13 protein-coding genes are annotated in these 17,303 nt (G+C 74.2%); 4 read left to right on the forward strand and 9 right to left on the reverse strand.

Features of this window, described 5'->3' with window-relative positions; genetic code table 11:
* Nucleotides 1-255 precede the first annotated feature (255 nt).
* The 4 genes from OHQ87_RS19390 to OHQ87_RS19405 form a co-directional block, all read right to left on the reverse strand.
* On the reverse strand, nt 256-1,119 hold the full coding sequence (locus tag OHQ87_RS19390; protein WP_328339787.1) for an SRPBCC family protein: 864 nt from the start codon (nt 1,117-1,119) through the stop codon (nt 256-258).
* Nucleotides 1,112-1,672 carry a helix-turn-helix domain-containing protein gene (locus OHQ87_RS19395; RefSeq protein ID WP_328339789.1) on the reverse strand — a complete coding sequence of 187 codons (561 nt, stop codon included), beginning with the start codon at nt 1,670-1,672 and terminating at the stop codon, nt 1,112-1,114. The genes OHQ87_RS19390 and OHQ87_RS19395 overlap by 8 nt, the downstream gene beginning before the upstream one ends.
* A gap of 99 nt (nt 1,673-1,771) precedes the next feature.
* Nucleotides 1,772-3,109 (reverse strand): class I SAM-dependent methyltransferase, encoded by a 1,338-nt coding sequence (locus OHQ87_RS19400; RefSeq protein WP_328339791.1) that lies wholly within the window; start codon nt 3,107-3,109, stop codon nt 1,772-1,774.
* Entirely contained in the window at nt 3,106-4,488 is a 1,383-nt protein-coding gene (locus tag OHQ87_RS19405) for an FAD-binding oxidoreductase (protein WP_328339793.1), read from the reverse strand. The genes OHQ87_RS19400 and OHQ87_RS19405 overlap by 4 nt, the downstream gene beginning before the upstream one ends.
* 137 nt (nt 4,489-4,625) lie before the next feature.
* On the opposite strand from OHQ87_RS19405, the gene OHQ87_RS19410 reads away from it, so the two are divergent.
* Nucleotides 4,626-5,348: an RICIN domain-containing protein gene (locus tag OHQ87_RS19410; protein ID WP_328339795.1), complete on the forward strand. Its 723-nt coding sequence runs from the start codon at nt 4,626-4,628 to the stop codon at nt 5,346-5,348.
* Nucleotides 5,349-5,544: 196 nt separating this feature from the next.
* On the opposite strand, the gene OHQ87_RS19415 is transcribed toward OHQ87_RS19410, so the two are convergent.
* Nucleotides 5,545-6,840, reverse strand: coding sequence for an MFS transporter (locus tag OHQ87_RS19415; RefSeq protein ID WP_328348911.1), 1,296 nt, complete (start codon nt 6,838-6,840; stop codon nt 5,545-5,547).
* 74 nt (nt 6,841-6,914) lie between these two features.
* On the opposite strand from OHQ87_RS19415, the gene OHQ87_RS19420 reads away from it, so the two are divergent.
* Complete coding sequence (locus OHQ87_RS19420) at nt 6,915-7,946, forward strand: GlxA family transcriptional regulator (protein WP_328339797.1); 1,032 nt, start codon at nt 6,915-6,917, stop codon at nt 7,944-7,946.
* 123 nt (nt 7,947-8,069) lie between these two features.
* Here the strand turns inward: OHQ87_RS19420 and OHQ87_RS19425 are convergent, their stop codons facing one another.
* The 3 genes from OHQ87_RS19425 to OHQ87_RS19435 all read right to left on the reverse strand — a co-directional run bounded on the left by OHQ87_RS19425 (nt 8,070) and on the right by OHQ87_RS19435 (nt 12,656).
* The gene (locus OHQ87_RS19425; protein ID WP_328339799.1) at nt 8,070-10,025 is read right to left on the reverse strand and encodes a vWA domain-containing protein; all 1,956 of its coding nucleotides are present in this window, start codon (nt 10,023-10,025) and stop codon (nt 8,070-8,072) included.
* Between the two features lie 2 nt (nt 10,026-10,027).
* Nucleotides 10,028-11,584 (reverse strand): magnesium chelatase, encoded by a 1,557-nt coding sequence (locus OHQ87_RS19430; RefSeq protein ID WP_328339802.1) that lies wholly within the window; start codon nt 11,582-11,584, stop codon nt 10,028-10,030.
* A gap of 103 nt (nt 11,585-11,687) precedes the next feature.
* On the reverse strand, nt 11,688-12,656 hold the full coding sequence (locus OHQ87_RS19435; protein WP_328339804.1) for an aldo/keto reductase: 969 nt from the start codon (nt 12,654-12,656) through the stop codon (nt 11,688-11,690).
* Nucleotides 12,657-12,775: 119 nt separating this feature from the next.
* Here OHQ87_RS19435 and mgrA point away from each other — a divergent pair, with 119 nt between their 5' ends.
* The gene (gene mgrA / locus OHQ87_RS19440) at nt 12,776-13,765 is read left to right on the forward strand and encodes an L-glyceraldehyde 3-phosphate reductase (RefSeq protein ID WP_328339806.1); all 990 of its coding nucleotides are present in this window, start codon (nt 12,776-12,778) and stop codon (nt 13,763-13,765) included.
* 21 nt (nt 13,766-13,786) lie between these two features.
* On the opposite strand, the gene OHQ87_RS19445 is transcribed toward mgrA, so the two are convergent.
* Nucleotides 13,787-14,746 (reverse strand): lytic polysaccharide monooxygenase auxiliary activity family 9 protein, encoded by a 960-nt coding sequence (locus OHQ87_RS19445; protein ID WP_328339807.1) that lies wholly within the window; start codon nt 14,744-14,746, stop codon nt 13,787-13,789.
* A gap of 139 nt (nt 14,747-14,885) precedes the next feature.
* Between OHQ87_RS19445 and OHQ87_RS19450 the strand changes: the two genes are divergently transcribed.
* Nucleotides 14,886-17,123, forward strand: a complete 2,238-nt coding sequence (locus OHQ87_RS19450; RefSeq protein ID WP_328339809.1) for a DUF4153 domain-containing protein — start codon at nt 14,886-14,888, stop codon at nt 17,121-17,123.
* Nucleotides 17,124-17,303: the final 180 nt, after the last annotated feature.

Below are 17,303 nucleotides of genomic sequence, written 5' to 3' on the forward strand. Positions count from 1 at the left end.
CGCATGCATGGTCCCGCCCCTGGAACTGCCGGACCGGCCCTGCCCCCGGGCGTCCCGAAACCCGCCCTTCCTCCCGGGCACCCACACCGGAGTGTCCAGGGGAAGGATCGAGGCGGATACCGACGACCACATCCCGCGCGGGCAGAGACCGCAGCGCAAAGACCGCAGGCCAGAGACCGCACAGCTGGGCCAGAGGGGGCAAGGCCGGAGGGCTGGGGGCGGGAACGGGGGCGGGAACGGGGGCGGGAACGGGGATCAGGCGGCGGGAGCGCCGGTGTGGATCTCCTCGGCAACCCAGATCGGCTGCCAGTCGGCCATGTCGTGGAATCGGCACAGCTCGAGCATGCCGGCCACCGACCCGCACCACATCGCGTACGGCGGGTTGCCCTCGTCGAACCCGCTCTGCACGAAGGTCAGAGTCGTCTTCCCGCCGGATTCGGCCAGTTCCCAGGTGGTGACGCCGACCGGTCCCCAGTCCACCGACATCTTCCGGCCGGGCTCCAGGTCGACCACCTTCGCCGCGGGCCCGGCGTCGAAGCCGCCCATGGCGTACCGGCCGCCGACCCAGGGCTCGATGCCGATCGGGTAGCCGAACCAGGCGCTGGCCTGCGCCGAGTCGGTCAGTGAGGTCCAGACCCGGTCGATCGGCGCGGCGATGGTCAGCTCACCGCGCAGGTCGGTGGAGGTGAAGTCGGTCTTCGGCAGCAGCGGACGACCCTCCAGGTAAGCGGCGAGGTTGGCGATCGACAGCGACCACCAGGTCTGCAGCACTCCTCGGATGCTGCTGCCGTCCAGCGCCTCGGCGAAGTGGAAGTGGGTCTGGCTGAGGGTCAGCAGCGTGGTGTCCGGCCCCTCCGACGTCAGGCGCAGTTCGCTGGTCGTCTCCACCCCGTCGATCAGCCAGCCGAAGCGCAACGTGTACGGGGCGGCGTGCAGCACCCGCTGGTGGGGCGCATCGCCGTCGGGCGTGTGCCGGCCCCAGAACTCGTACCGGCCGGGCAGCTCGACCTCGGCGTGCTCGGTCAGCCAGACGCGCAGCGCTGCCGGGTCGGTGAGCGCCCGCCAGACGGCCTCGACCGGCGCGGCGAGCCGGGCACCCAGCGTGAGTGGTTCAGTCACGGTCTTCTCCCTTGGGATAGCAGGCCACGGCGAGCTTGAAGGCGTCCCCCTCGACGCCGCCGTAGCGGGTGAACAGGTCCTGCAATGTCGACTGCAGGTCGTGCAGGAACTCCTGCCGACGCTCGGCCGGCACCCGGATCTCACCGGAGACCCCGATCGAGGGCAGTTCCGGCGCGCTCCGGTCGAGCGCCGCGACGTCGGCCTGGACCTCCTCCATCAGGTCGAGCAGGTGACCCAGGCTCAACTCGTCGGATACCCGGCGGGCTCCGCCGATCCGGCCGACAAGCCGGGGCGAGAGCCAGTAGGACCGGGCCACGGCCTGCCAGATGCCCTCGCTGATGCCGCGCACCCTACGGCTGGACACCTGCTCGACCAGGCCGGCCGCGGCGAGTTGTTTGACGTGGTAGTAGACCCGCTGCGGGGTCTGGTTCAGCCGGGCCGCCACCTCGGTGCAGGTGCGTGGCTCGGCCAACTGCCGCAGCACGTCCACGCGCTGCGGCTTGAGCAGGATCTCGGCCTGCTCGATCTGCTCCAGGTACAGGACGTCTCTCATCGCAAAAACAATCCTGTACGTAAAAAATCTGCTTGTCAATCGGGTCGACGAAAGCCGCGCCGGGATGGCGCGGCTTTCGTCCCAGCGGTCGTACGACGGTCAGGGCGTCCAGTCGGGACGAAGCGGGTAGCCGTCGTCGCCCATCGGCCCGTTGCGGGTGGCCAGCACCTGGTGCAGCTGGATGCCGTTGCGCTCGAAGGCCAACCGCGACCCGGCCATGTAGAGCCCCCAGACCCGGGCGGTGCCCAGGCCCACCTCGTCGACGCAGAAGTCCCAGTTCGCCACGAGGTTGCGACACCAGGCGGCCAGCGTCAGCGCGTAGTGCTGCCGCAGGTTCTCCTCGTGGTGCACCTCCAACCCGGCGTCGTGCACCTCGCTGATCAGGCGACCCGGCCCGGCCAACTCGCCGTCGGGGAAGACGTACCTGTCGATGAACGCGCCGGAGCGGTGCGGGGCCCGGTTGTCGGCCCGGGTGATGCAGTGGTTGAGCAGCCGCCCGCCGGGGCGCAGCCGATCCCGCAACGCCCGGAAGTATGCCGGGTAGTTGCGCACCCCGATGTGCTCGGTCAACCCGATCGACGAGATCGCGTCGAACCGCTCCCGGGGGGCGTCGCGGTAGTCGAGGTGGCGCACCTCGGCCAGCCCGGTGAGCCCCTCCCGCGCGATGGCCGCCTGCGCCCACTGCGCCTGCGCCCGGGACAGGGTCACCCCGATCGCCTTGACGCCGTACTCGCGGGCCGCGTGCCGGACCATGCCGCCCCAACCGCAGCCCACGTCCAGCAGGCGCATCCCCGGCTTCAGTGCCAGCTTGCCGGCGACCAGGTCGTACTTGGCCGCCTGGGCCTGCTCCAGGGTGTCGGCCGGGCTGCGGTACACCGCGCAGGTGTACGTCATCGAGTCGCCGAGCACCTTCTCGTAGAAGGCGTTCGACACGTCGTAGTGGTGCGAGATGGCCGTGCTGTCCCGGAAGCGGGAGTGCCGCAGCCCGCCCATCACCCGCCGCCAGCGGGGCAACGCCTCCTGCGGCGGGGCCGGCGGGGGCCGCAGCCGCTCCCAGCCGAGCCCGCGCGCCAGGGCCAACCCCTCGGCCACCGGGGGAATCCGCAACCGCAGGTCCGCGAGCACGCTCAGGGCGTCGTACGGGTCGCCGGGGTGCACCCCGCCCAGCCCGAGGTCGCCACTGACGTACGCCCGCACCATGCCCAGGTCACCCGGGGCGGTGAGCAGATAGGACAGCCCCCGCTCGGAACGGATGTCGAGGGTGATACCGGCGTCGGCCGGGCCGATCGCGCTGCCGTCGTAGCCGGTCACCCGGATCGGCAGGTCCCGCGTGGTGACCGCGCGGACGACGTCGGCGACGGTCGGGCCGGGTCGACCCCCCGACGGGGGGCTGGCCGGGGCGCTCGCCGCCCCCTGTTCTCGGTCGGTCAGGCTCATCTTCGTGCAACCGCCTTCTCGTAGAGTCCGGTGAGCCGGTGGTCCGGGTCGTAGCGGTCCTTCACGGCACGCCAGGTCTCCCCGCCGTAGAGCCGATCGAAGGCCGCCCGGTCGTAGTACGCGTCGGAATAGAGCGACTTGTGCCCGCCCAGCTCCGACACCGCCCGCTCGATGGAGCGGTTCATGTCACCGTCCGTGGCACCCGCCGCGATCGGCACGCTGCCCCAGAAGCCGATGTTGACGTACGTGCGGCCGGGGTGCAGCGGGTATAGCGGCCAGTTGCGGGCCGAGCCGGGGCCGGCCGGCTCGCGCAGCCGCAACGGGCAGAGCCACACCGGTGTCATCCCCACCTCGCGGTCGAACCACCGCAGGAACCCGGCCGTGCCGTCCAGCGGAATCTCCACGTCCTGCACGACCCGTTCCCGGGCCGGCCGACCCCGCCACCGGTCCACCCGGGCGGCCACCTGGTGCCGGTGTTCCAGCCGGACCAGCCGGTGGTAGACGTCGCTGCGCCGCCAGCGGGCCGGCCAGAGCCGACGCACCACCGGGTGCTGCACCCCGAACGCGGCCGAGCACCAGAACCAGTCGGTGTCCCAGCGCCAGAGGTAGTCGTGGCCACTCAGGGCGTCGCGCACCCGGCGGCGCACCGAGCGGTAGTAGATGTCCTGCCCGGTGTAGTCGCTGAGCCGCTCCGGATCGTCGGTGAAGGAGCCGAGGACCAGGTAGGACTCGCCGGGGCTGAACACCACGCCGTCCATCGCGTCGACCGGCCGCCCCTCCCACTCGCCCTTGGCCACCACGTCGGCGATCGCGTCGGTCAGCTCCTCCAGCCGGGTGAACCGGATGTTGCGCAGGGCCACCGCCCGACCCACCGGCTGGAGCTCGATGCGCAGCCGGGTGGCGTACCCGAGGCTGCCCAGCGAGTTGGGGAAGGCGGCGAACAGGTCGGCGTGCGGCCCGTCCGGTCGGGCGGTGACCACCTCACCCGCGCCGGTGAGGACGTCCAGCTCGACGACCGACTCGTGCGGGAGCCCGTTGCGGAACGACGTCGACTCGATGCCCAGCCCGGTGACCGCACCGCCCAGGGTGATCGTGCGCAACTGGGGCACGACCAGCGGCATCAACCCGTGCGGCAGGGTCGCGTCGACCAGGTCCTCGTAGGTGCACATGCCCTGCACGTCGGCGGTGCGGGCGACCGGGTCGACCGCCAGGACGCCGCCCAGCCCACTCACGTCGAGCCCGGGTGCGCCGGTGACCGACCGGGGTCGGAACAGGTTGGAGGTGCGTTTGGCAAGTCGTACGGGTTGCCCCGGAGGCACTGCGGCGTACGACCGCCGCAACGCGTCCACCGCCAGCTCATGATCACGCTGCGCGCGCATGAGATCACCTTACGCGCGAAGCACCATTCCGTGGGCCCCTCCGGTGGCCGTTTCGCCGAGGACGTCCGGGGCGTCGACCCGGTCACGCACCGCGGGCCGACTGGCCCCGGGCCCGTCCGGTGGGTCACCATTCCGGCATGGCCGTCCCCGATCCGCACCGCGACCCGTCCGGCACCGTGTACGGCGTCCGGCGGCCCGCCCGTCCCGGGCCGACCCGCGATCCGCTGATGCGGTTCGCGCTGGCCGCCGGGCTGGTGGGCGTACTGCTGGGGGTCTTCTTCGCCACCGGTGTGCTGGGGGGCGGCGACGGCCGGGAGCAACCGGTGGTGCCGGCCGCAGCCGCACCGACCCCCGGCGCGCCCACCACGGCGGCACCGCCGGCCAGCCCGCCGCCCACGACCACGGCACCGCCCACCCCGACCCCACCGCCCACCACCCCGGCCACGCTCTCCGGGCCGACCGTGCTGCGCGCGGTCACCTCCGGCCTCTGCGTCGGCACCGACGGCGACGGCGAGACGGCCGCCGCCGAGTTGGCCACCTGCACCGGCGGGCCGGAGCAGCAGTGGGTCGCCAACCCGGTCGCCCCGGACCTGGTGACGCTCACCAACGCCGGACACGGGCAGTGCCTCGACGTCGAGGGCGGCAGCGGTGACGACGGCGCGAGGCTCCAGCAGTTCGGCTGCCACGGGCAGGCCAACCAGCAGTGGCGGGTGACCCCGGTCGGCACCGGGCCGGTCCTGCTGGTCGGCGTCCAGTCCGGCAAGTGTGCGCAGGTCAGGAACGACGGCACCGGGCCCGGCGACGACCTGGTGCAGGCCACCTGCACCGCCGCCGCCGGCCAGCAGTGGACCCTCGGCTGACCGGCGCGGCGCGGCGGTCGCCGTAGCGGGGCCGGTGCACCGGGCGGACCTCGACCCACCGGGCGGCCGGCAGCCCGACGGCAGGCCAGGCCGGCAGCCCGACGGCAGGCCAGGCCGGCAGCCCGACGGCAGGCCAGGCCGGCAGCCCGACGGCAGGCCAGGCCGGCAGCCCGACGGCAGGCCAGGCCGGCGTCGGTCAGCCCCGGTAGCTCCAGGCTGCGGCGGTGCGGGCCGGCACCAGGAACGGCGGCGGCACCGCGCGACGTCGGCGCAGCAGCAGCGACAGCACCCCGGCCCCGATCGAGAGCGCCCCGGCCGCGTACCAGGCCGGCGCGTAGTCGCCGAGCCGGTCGCGGACCAGGCCGGCGCCGGTCGCCGCGACGGCGGCCCCGAACTGGTGCGCGGCGAAGACCCAACCGAAGACCACCGCCGCCGAGCCGCCGAAGTACTCCCGGCACAGGGCCACCGTCGGCGGCACGGTCGCCACCCAGTCCAGGCCGTAGAAGACGATGAAGACCAGCATGCTCGGCGCGACGCCGCCGGTGAACAGGCTGGGCAGCACCAGCAGCGACAGGCCCCGCAGCCCGTAGTAGGCGGCGAGCAGCAGCCGGCTGTCCACCCGGTCGGTGAGCCAGCCCGAGGCGATGGTGCCGACGATGTCGAAGAGCCCGACCAGGGCGAGCAGCCCCGCCGCCGTGGTCTGCGGCATCCCGTGATCGTGTGCGGCCGGCACGAAGTGGGTGCCGACCAGGCCGTTGGTGGTCGCACCACAGATCGCGAAGCCGCCGGCGAGCAGCCAGAACGGGCGGGTGCGGGCGGCGGCGGCGAGCGCGCCGACGGCCCGCGCGGCGGCGCCGCCCGCCGGCGGGGGCGGCGGCGTCACCTCGGTCGTGCCGTAGGCGGGCAGGCCGAGATCCGCCGGGTGTTCCCGCAACAACCAGACCACAAGTGGTACGACCGCCAGCGCCGCTGCGGCCACCACCAGTGCCGCCGTACGCCAACCGTGGTCACGGACCAGCACCGCCAGCAGCGGCAGGAAGACCAGTTGACCGGCCGCCCCACCGGCGGTGAGCACCCCGGTGACCAGCCCGCGTCGGGCGACGAACCAGCGCCCGGTGACGGTGGCGACGAGGGCCAGCGCCATCGACCCGGTGCCCAGCCCGACCAGGACACCCCAGCAGAGGATCAGTTGCCAGCTCGCCGTCATGAAGACGGTCAGGCCGCTGCCGAGGGCCACCAGCGCCAGCGCGCCGGCCACCACCCGGCGGATGCCGAACCGGTCCATCAGCGCGGCGGCGAACGGGGCGGTCAGGCCGTAGAGCAGCAGGTTGACCGAGACGGCGGCGGAGATGGTGGCCAGCGGCCAGCGGAACTCGGCGTGCAGCGGGTGCAGCAGCACCGACGGGGTGGCGCGGAAGCCGGCCGCGCCGACCAGGGCGACGAAGGTCACGGCGGCCACGGTCCAGGCCGGGTGGAGGCGACGGGATCGGATCACGCTCCGAGTCTCGGCGGCGTGCCCGGGCGGCGGCGAGTGGCCGGAAAGCCATCGTACGCAATAATCGGGCCATGACCCTCGTGCCGCACCGGATCGGCGTGCTGGCCCTCGACGGCGTGGTCGGCCTCGACCTGGGTGCCCCGGCGCAGGTCTTCGGGGCTGCCCGTGGCGACGACCGGCTACCGCTCTACACCGTCGACACCTGCACCCCCGGTGGCCGCCCGGTCCGCAGCACCGCCGGTTTCCGGGTCCTGCCCGACCACGACCTAGACCTGCTGACGACCGTCGACACGGTGGTGGTGCCCGGCCTGCACGACGGCCCGCCGATGACCGACGGCACGCTCGACCCGGCGGTGACCACGGCGCTGCGGGCCGCCCACCGCCGGGGCGCCCGGGTGATGTCGATCTGCACGGGCGCGTTCGTGCTGGCCGCCGCCGGGCTGCTCGGCGGCCTCCCGGCCACCACCCACTGGGCCTACGCCGACCGCTTCCGCCGGCTGTACCCCGAGGTCGACCTCGACCCGGACGTGCTGTTCATCGACGCCGGCCGGGTGCTCACCTCGGCCGGGGTGGCCGCCGGCATCGACCTCTGCCTGCACGTCGTCCGCAGCGACCACGGCAGCGAGGTGGCCAACCGGGCGGCCCGGCGGTGCGTGGTGCCCCCGTGGCGCGACGGTGGCCAGGCCCAGTACATCGAGCGGCCGGTGCCGCGCACCCCGGCCAGCGGCACCGCGGCCACCCGGGAGTGGGCCCGGCAGCGCCTGCACGAGCCGGTCGCCCTGCGGGAGTTGGCCGCCCACGCCCGGATGAGCGTGCGCACCTTCACCAGGCACTTCCGCTCGGAGACCGGGCTGAGCCCGGCGCAGTGGCTGCTCCAGCAGCGCACCGACCACGCCCGACTACTCCTGGAGACCACCGACCTGAGCGTCGAACAGGTGGCCCGGCGGGCGGGCTTCGGCACCACCGCCGCCCTGCGCCAGCACCTGCACACCCGGATCGGCGTCTCCCCCTCGGCCTACCGCCGCACCTTCCGCCGCGCCCCGGCCGCCGGGTCGGCACCTGCGGAGTCAGGCGGGCTGCGGCTGGTCGCTCAGCATCCGTAGCTGCCCGAGCTGCCGGGGCAGACGCAGCCCGGCCCACTGTCCACAACCCCCTTGCCACCCCGTCGGGCAGGGGGTCGTGCCGCCCGGATCACCCGGACGGACGGCACCTCGGCGGGGCCGGGATCAGCGCCCGGGGGTGCGCCGGGAACGGAGGTAGTCGGAGACCACGTACTCGCCCAGGTCGCCCAGGTCGGGGGTGAACAGGCGGCCCCGGGAGCGGCGGGCCACCGCGTCCATGAAACGGCGCAGGCCGGGATCCTCACCCAACAGGAACAGGTTGAGGGTGACACCGGCACGGGCCAGCCGGTCCACCTCGCGGATGGTGGCCTGGACCGTCTCCGGCAGCGGCGGCCAGTGGAAGTACGCCTCGCCGTCGCCCGGGTCGAGGTGGGCGGTCGGCTCACCGTCGGTGACCACCAGCACCACCGGCTCGGCCCCCGGGTGCCGGCGCAGGTGCCGCCCGGCCAGCCGCAAGGCGTGCTGGAGGTTGGTGCCCTGCCGCAGGTCCGGCTCCACCGCCGCCAACTCCTGCTGGGTCAACGGCATCGCCTCAAGGCCGAAGCCGACGATCTGCAACGCGTCCTGCGGGAACCGGGTCGCCATCAGGTGCGACAGGGCCAGCGCCGTCTGCTTCATCGGCCCCCACCGCCCCTGCGACACCATTGAGTACGACAGGTCGACGCAGAGCACCACCGCCGCCGACGCCCGCCGTTCCGTCTCCACCACCTCGAAGTCCTCGACGGCGAGTTGGAGCGGCACCGTGGGACCGGCACGGCTGACCGCCCGGGTGAGCGTGCGCACCACGTCCAGCGGCTGCTCGTCGCCGTACTCCCACTGCCGGGAGGCACCGCTGACCTCGCCGGCCGCCCCGGCCGTGCGCAGGTCGTGCTGGCCGCGCGGGCCGGCGGTGAGGTCGGCGAAGACCCGGCGCAGCGCGGTGCCCGCCAACCGGCGCAGCGCCTTCGGGCTGAGCGTCAGCCCGTCGGCGTCCCGGCCCACCCAGCCCTGCCGGCGCAGCTCCCGCTCCAGCTCCCGCAGCCGGCTCACCTCGTCGGCGGCGTCCCGGCCCAGCATCCGGGCGACCGCGTCGACGTCCACGTCGTCCAGGGTGGCCCCGGGATGCTGCTGGTCGAGGGAGTCGAGCAGTTCGTCCAGCTCGGCGATCTCGTCCAGCGCGTCGGTCGCCTCGCCGTAGCCGAGCGGCCGGTCGCCCCGGACCCGCTCGCCCCGCTGCCAGTCCAGGTCGGGGCGCAGGGCGCGCAGGTGGGCGTCGAGCGCGGACAGCTCACCGGTGAGCCGGTCGCCGAGCGACTGCCGCATCAGCCCGGCCAGCTCCTCGCGCTGCCGGTCAGACAGCGACCGCATCAGCCGCTGGCCGGCGGCCGACCGGCGGGCCAGCACGTCGACCAGCTCGTCGACGTCCTTCGGCTGCTCCGGGAAGAACTCGCCGTGCCGGCGCATGAACTCGGCGAACGCGTCGGTGGTGTCCTCCGCGCGGGCGTGCCGGGCCAGCAGGTCGTTGAGGTCGCGCATCATCTCGGCGAGCTGCGCCTGCACGGCCGGATCCCCGGCGGCCCGCGCGGCGTCGCGCAGCCCGGCGAACCGCTGCTCCAGCACGTCACCGCGCAGCCCGTCGAGAATCCGCTGATAGGTCTGCCGGGCCTCGTCGCTTGTCCACCGGTATTCGGCCAGCTCCTGCACGGCGCGGGCGGTGGACCGGGGCAGGTTGTCGAGCACCGTCTCGGCGAACCGGGCGTCGTCGTCGGTCCGCCCGCGCAGTGCGTCCCGCTCCGCCGCGAGCGCCTGGTCGAGCAGCGCCCGGGACCGGGTCACCGCACCGTCCAGGTCGCCCCGGCGCAGCGCCTCCCGGCGCAGCCGGCGGGCCCGGGCGGCCAGGTCGTCCAGGCCGCCCCGACCCTGCGGGCCCCGGCGCAGCAGATCGCGCAGCGCGTCCCGGAGGCTGCCGCCGGCCAGCACCTCCGCGCCGACCGCGTCCACCGCGGCGCGTACGTCGTACGGCGGGGCGAGCGGGTCGGGGCCGCCCTGCCACTGGCCGTACCGGAACCGGTTGCCGGCCATGCTCAGCTCCGACCGCCGTAGACGGTGCGGCCGGACTCGGTGACGTCCTTGCCGAGCCGGCGGGTCAGGTGCAACCCCTCCAGCACGAACTCGACACCGGCGGCGGCCTGTTCCGGGGTGGGCGCGTCGCCCAGCCCCAACCGGTCAAGTGCCTTGGCCAGCCCCGGCACGGTGCCGACCTGGCGCAGCAGTTCCGCCGAGGCGACCAGCTCACCGGTCTCGATCACCGCCCCCTCGGCGACCAGCGCGGTGAAGCCGGACAGGTCCAACCCGGCCAGCCGGGCCCGGAACGTCTCGGCGGTCGCGGTACGCAGCACGTGGGCCAGGATCTCGGTCTCCCGCCCCTCCTCACCGCTCTCGAACTCGACCTTGCCCCGCAGCGTCGAGGTCACCGACACCGCGTCACCGACCCGGGCGACAGGCGCTTCGGGACGTACCGTGGCGGCGCCGGCACCCGACGCGGAGCCGGCACCCCGCGACCCGGCCGGACCGGGGTCGGTGGCCGGGGACCCGGCGGGACCGGAGTCGGAGGTCGGCGCACCGGCGGGACCGGCGAGCAGGCCGGCGCGGCGCAACGCGGCGGCGGCGACCGTCTCGGCGGCGGCGATGGCGAACCGGGCGGAGACCCCGGAGCGCGGGTCCACCGACGGCGACTCGCGCACCGCGCGGGCGAACCGGGCCAGCACCTCCAGCACGTGCTCCGGCACCTCGGCGACCAGGTCGGCCTCCTGCCGGATCAGGGCCAGCTCCAGGTCCAGGTCGACCGGGTAGTGGGTCCGGACCTCCGCACCGAACCGGTCCTTGAGCGGGGTGATGATCCGGCCCCGGTTGGTGTAGTCCTCCGGGTTGGCGCTGGCCACCAGGAAGAGGTCCAGCGGCAGCCGCAGCTGGTAGCCACGGACCTGGATGTCCCGCTCCTCCAGCACGTTGAGCAGCGCCACCTGGATCCGCTCGGCCAGGTCGGGCAGCTCGTTGACGGCGAAGATGCCCCGGTTGGTACGCGGCACCAACCCGAAGTGGATCGTCTCCGGGTCGCCGAGGGTGCGCCCCTGGGCGATCCGGATCGGGTCGACGTCGCCGATCAGGTCACCGACGCTGGTGTCCGGGGTGGCCAGCTTCTCGCCGTACCGCATGGAGCGGTGCAGCCAGCCGATCGGCAGGTCGTCACCGGCCTCGGCGACCAGCGCGCGGGAGGCCGGGGTGAGCGGGTGCAGCGGGTGCTCGTTGAGCACCGACCCGGGGAGCACCGGGGTCCACTCGTCGAGCAGCGCCACGAGCGAACGGATCAGTCGGGTCTTGCCCTGGCCGCGCTCGCCGAGCAGCACCATGTCGTGGCCGGCGAGCAGGGCCCGCTCGACCTCGGGCAGCACACTGTCGTCGTAGCCGACGATGCCGGGGAAACGGTCCTCGCCGGAGCGCATCCGGGCGAGGAGGTTGTGGCGGAGTTCCTGCTTGACGGTCTGGTACCGGTGTCCGGCGGCGCGCAGTGCGCCGAGGGTGCCCGGCAGGTCGGCGGGCGGGACCGGGAGAGCCTGGTTGGGCGCAGTCACCCGACCCACGCTAGCGCGGTCGCGCTCCCGCCGCCCCCGTCACCGGGATCGCCCCCCGCCGCGGGAGGTGGTTCCGGTGCGGGAGGCGGGCCGGTGGTCGGCGTCGTGCCGCTCACCTGCCGGCGCGGGCGCGGATCAGCTTCGGCAGCGCGGCCAGGCCGGTGACCGGCCGGAACTGCCGGGCGGCGGTGGCCAGGGCGGCGTACTCGTCGGCGGGCAGGTCGATCTCCGCGGCGGCGGCGTTGCGCTCCACCTGCTCCACGCTGGAGGCCCCGGGGATGGCCACCACGTTCGGGTGGTGCAGCAGGTAGGCCAGGGCGATCTGGCTGGGGGTGGCGTCGTGCGCGTCGGCCACCTCCCGCAGGGTGCCGATCAGCGCCGCGCCGCGTTCCAGGTTCTCCGGCAGGAAGTACGGGTTGGCCCGGCGCACCGCCCCGGTGGGCGGGTGGGCCGCGTCGTACCGGCCGGAGAGGAAGCCCTGGGCCAGCGGGCTGTACGCGATGACGACCCGCCCGGCCTGCTCCGCGTACGGGATCAGGTCCTCCTCCGGACCACGGTCGACCATGCTGTAGCGGACCTGGTTGCTCAGCACCCGCCGACCCAGCGCGGCCTCGGCGAACTGCCAGCGACGCAGCGGATAGTTGCTGACCCCGACCTCGCCGACCAGGCCGACGTCCTGGAGGGCGCGCATGCCCCGCATGGTGTGCGTGTCGGCGACCACCGGGTTGGCCTGGTGCACCTGGTAGAGGTCGATGCAGCGGACGCCGAGCCGGGCCGCCGAGGCGACCGCGCGCTGCTGCACCACCGGGGCCACCGGCAGCAGCGGAAAGATCTTGCTGGCCACCACGACCTTGGCCCGGTCGGCGTCGAGCGCCTCGCCGAGGATGCGCTCGCTGCGACCGAAGCCGTACAGCTCGGCGGTGTCGAACAGGGTCACCCCGAGGTCGAGTGCCCGCCTGACGATCTGGGTCGCCCGCCGCTCGTAGTCGGGCCCGTAGCCCCACTCCCGGGAACCGAACTGCCAGGTGCCGAGGCCGATCTTGGAAATGGGCTTGGGAGTGTCGACCGGGACGAAGCGCATACGCTCGAAGCTACCCTGGGCGGCGGCCCGACGAGCCCGAGTCGCCGTGTGCTGCCGGCGACGGGACGGCCCCGACCAGGGTGAACGCCCTGTCGGGGGGTCGGGCTAGGGTCGGGGCCGTGACCTACCTCGCCGCGGACGACCGCTACGACCAGATGACCTACCGCCGCAGCGGGCGCAGTGGCCTGCGACTGCCGGCCATCTCCCTCGGGCTGTGGCACAACTTCGGGCCGGACCGCCCGTTCGACAGGCAGCGGGACATCGTCCGCCGGGCGTTCGACCTCGGCGTCACCCACTTCGACCTCGCCAACAACTACGGTCCCCCGCCCGGCGCGGCCGAGGAGGCGTTCGGCCGACTGCTCGCCACCGACCTGAAGCCCTACCGGGACGAGCTGGTGGTGTCCAGCAAGGCGGGCTACCTGATGTGGCCCGGCCCGTACGGCGAGTGGGGCTCCCGCAAGAACCTGATCTCGTCGCTGGACCAGTCGCTGCGGCGGATGGGTCTGGACTACGTCGACGTCTTCTACTCCCACCGGTTCGACCCGGACACCCCGCTGGAGGAGACGATGGGCGCGCTCGACGCCATCGTCCGGTCCGGTCGGGCGCTCTACGTCGGCGTCTCCAACTACGACTCGGAGCAGACCGCGCGGGCCGCCGCGATCCTGCGTGACCTGGGTACGCCGCTGCTGATCAACCAGCCGTCCTACTCCATGCTCAACCGCTGGACGGAGGCCGACGGCCTGCTCGACACGCTGGCCGAGGTCGGGGCGGGCTGCATCGCCTACAGCCCGCTGGCCCAGGGGCTGCTCACCGACCGCTACCTCGGCGGCATCCCGGAGGATTCCCGGGTACGCACCAGCGTCTTCCTCGACGAGAGCGCCGTGACCGACGAGAAGCTGGCCACCGTCCGGGGCCTCGGCAAGGTCGCCGAAGGGCGTGGGCAGACCCTCGCCCAGCTCGCCCTGGCCTGGGCGCTGCGTGACCCCCGGATGACCAGCCTGATCATCGGGGCCAGCAGCGTGGCCCAGTTGGAGGGCAACGTCGCCGCCCTACGCCGCCTCGACCTCACCCCCGACGAGCTGAGCGAGATCGACCGCCTCCTCGGCTGACTCCCCCGCCGGCCGTCCCGCTCACCAGATGCGGCGGCGGCCGGCGCGGTGGTTGCGCACCCCGCAGGGGCGGCCGGGCGGGACGGGTGCCGGGCGGCGCAGCCGGGTCGCCACCAGCGCCACCAGCAGCACGGTCACCACCACCGCCGCGCCCACCACCAGCCGCAGGTTGCCGCCGCCGAGCCGGGTCACCGACGCCACCGGTACGCCGGCCTCCCCGCCCGGGCCGACGGACCCGCCGACGACCGAGGTGGCTTCGGGGGAGGCCGCCGGGGCCGTGCCGGCACCTGTCGACGTGGCACCTGTCGACGTGGTGCCGCTCGGGGCGGTGTCGGTCGGGCTGGCCGCCAGCACGCCGCCGGCCGGCCGGAACAGCACGTCGGAGCAGGAGTAGTAGGTGTCCGGGGTGTCGGAGTTCTGCCACACCGTGTAGATCAGGTGCCGGCCGGTCAAACCTGCGGGCAACCGCCCCGGCATCTGGTACGACCCGTCCCGCAGCGGCGGGTCGGTCACCGACAGGAACGGAATCCTGTCGAGGTCGGCCCAGCGCAGCGGAGTCTGCGGGTCGTACCCGGGGCGGGTGGTGTACAGCCGGAAGGTGCCCTTGTGCGGGATGGTGCCCCGGTAGCGGAAGGTGTACTTCGCCCCGGCGGTCAGCTCGGTCGCCGGCCAGTCCGCGCGGGCCAGGTCCAGCCCCCGGTAGGCGGAGAGCCCACCGCTGCACAGCTCGCCGTCCGGGATGCGCTGCCGGTCCCGGCCGGCGACGCCGTACACCCGGATGTTGTCCCACTCGCGCAGTGCCGCGCCCGCCGACACCGCCGCCAGGCAGGCCGGTGTCGAGACGTGCGGCCCGTCCGGGCCGCAGGCCGCCGAACGGCTCAGCGGGCTGGTCGGTGCGCCGTGCGCGGCGGCGGGAGCCGCGTCGAGCAGCACAGTCACCGCCACGACCGCGAGGGCGGCGAGCGTTCGGCGTACGGTCATCTGGTCGACCTCCCGCCACTGGTACGGATGCGGACGGGCAAAGGTTCGACGGTCGGGCGCGGCGTGCCGGCGGCGAGGGGCGGCGGGTGGGGTCTGGTTGGCTCTACAGTGACCGCACTTCCCGTATCAAGGAGCGTGCGTGTCCGAGCCGGAACCGACGTCAGACTCCCCCGGGGGCAGCCCACCGCCGTCCGGGCCCCCGCCCGCCGCCGGGACGCCGTACCTGTTGACCATGCCCACCCTGGCGGGGGCGCCGCCGGCCATCAGGTGGCCCGGCCGGGAGGGTGAGCCCGGGTGGGCCATCCCGGTCCAGGTCCCGGACGGCACCCTCGGCTATGCCATCTTCCTGCCCCTGGTGCCGGCGACCACCGACGCCCCGGCGGGCGACGTCGACGCGCATCCGGAGACCGCCCCCGCCACCGGGCGGACAGAAGCACTCCCGTCGGCCGCCGCCCGGGCAACGGCAGCTCCTGCCGTGCCGGCCGCTCGAAGCGACGGGGCCCCGGCCGGCTCGACCGACGATGACCCGGCTGGCGAGGTATCCGGGCAGGCAGGGCAGGTTCCCGCAGCCCAGCGGGCCACGACGGTCCCCGCTCCGCGCACCGGGGCAGCCACCACCGCCGGCGAGCCGGCCCCGAAGAACCCGGCAGCGCCCGCCCCACAGCCCGGCCCGGACCGGCCGGCGACGCCCGGTCCGGGCGCGCCCCCGGTGCCGCCCGGTCCGGGCGCGCCCCCGGTGCCGCCGGGTCCGGGCGCGCCCCCGGTGCCGCCGGGTCCGGGCGCGCCCCCGGTGCCGCCGGGTGCCGGTGCACGGCCGGCCCCGTACTGGGGTGGGCCGCCGGCGTCCTGGGCCCCGCAGCCGCCACCGCCGTCGTTCCTCAGCACCCGGTGGCCCGGACCCCGGCCCGCGACCGGGTGGGCGGTGCCGGCGGCGGTGCTCGTCGGCGCGCTGGGCGTGGCGTTCTTCGTCCCGCTGAGCCGCACCGGCATCGGCTGGTTCCTCGGCTGGTTGATCCTCACCGTCGGGGTGGTCGCCGCCGTCCGGAAGAGCACCGAGGCGCTGACCCGCACCGACCGGCTGATCCGGGGCGGCTGGGCGGTGGCCGCGCTGGCGCTGCTGGCCGTGCTGGCCTTCCGTAACGCCTGGTGGCTGGTGACCTTCTGCGTGTTCGGGGCACTGGGCTGCGCGGCGCTGGCCATCGTGGGCGGAAGACAGCTCCGTTCGATCCTGTTCAGCCTGGTCGCGGCCCCGTTCGCGGCGCTGCGCGGGCTGCCCTGGGTACGTCGGCACGTGACCACCACCGGCTCCGGCCAGTTGGTGCCCCGGGTCGTCGGCTCGGTCGTCGCCACCGCCGTGGTGCTGCTCGTCTTCGGGCTGCTGCTCTCCTCCGCCGATGCCGCCTTCAACCAGGTGCTCGGCGCGATCGTGCCCGAGATCAACGTCGGTACGGTGATCCGCTGGATCTTCCTGGCCACGCTGGGCGGGTTGATCGCGGTCGCCGCCACCTACACCCTGACCGCCCCGCCGGACCTGTCCGCTGTCGACCGGGAGGGTCGCCGTCGGTGGGGGACGCTGGAGTGGGCCCCGGCCATCGCGGCCCTGACACTGCTCTTCGTCGGCTTCGTCGCGGTGCAGTTCACAGTGCTCTTCGGCGGTCAGCGGCACGTCCTGCGCACCGCCGGCCTGAGCTACGCCGAGTACGCCCGCAGCGGGTTCTGGCAGCTCACCGTGGTGACCCTGCTGACCGTGGCGGTGCTGGGCGGGGTGACCCGGTGGGCGCGACGGGAGACCCGGGTCGAACGGATCCTGCTGCGGGTGCTGCTCGGGCTGCTCAGCGCGCTCAGCGTGGTGATCGTGGTGTCCGCGCTGTCCCGGATGTACACCTACCAGAAGGTCTACAGCTTCACCGGCGAGCGGATCTTCGTGATGGCCTTCGAGCTGCTGCTCGGCGCGGTCTTCCTGATGATCCTGGCGGCGGGGGTGCGGTGGCAGGGCCGCTGGGTTCCCGGCGTCACCGTCGGCCTGGCCGTGGTGATGCTGCTCGGCCTGGCCGTGCTCAACCCGGAGGACTACGCGGCCCGCCGCAACATCGCCCGGTACGAGCAGTCCGGCAAGATCGACGCCTGGTACCTGCGGGCGCTCTCCGCCGACGCCACCCCCGCCCTGGCCAACCTGCCGGACCGGGTCCGCCGCTGCACGCTGAGCTGGATCGACGACGACCTCGCCGAACCGGATCCGTGGTACGCCTGGAACCTGGGCCGCACCCGGGCCCGCGCCGAACTGGACCGGCTGGGCCCGCGCGCGATCGGTGGGCAGAAGGACTGCAAGGCCGCCGACCAGTTCGACCTGCCGAAGACCCGCCGCACGCCCCGCTGACCGTCCCACACCGCACCGCACCGCACCGCACTGCACCGAATCCGCTGCCCGGCCCGGATCGTTTACCGGGTCGGGCAGCGCTGTTCCACCACCGAACCGCCCGGTGACGATTTCGCCGGGACGGGCAACCCGCGGCGCCGGACCCCGCGTGACTATCTCGACATGGGGATCGGAGGCCTG

Source organism: Micromonospora sp. NBC_00421 (assembly GCF_036017915.1).
GTDB lineage: Bacteria > Actinomycetota > Actinomycetes > Mycobacteriales > Micromonosporaceae > Micromonospora.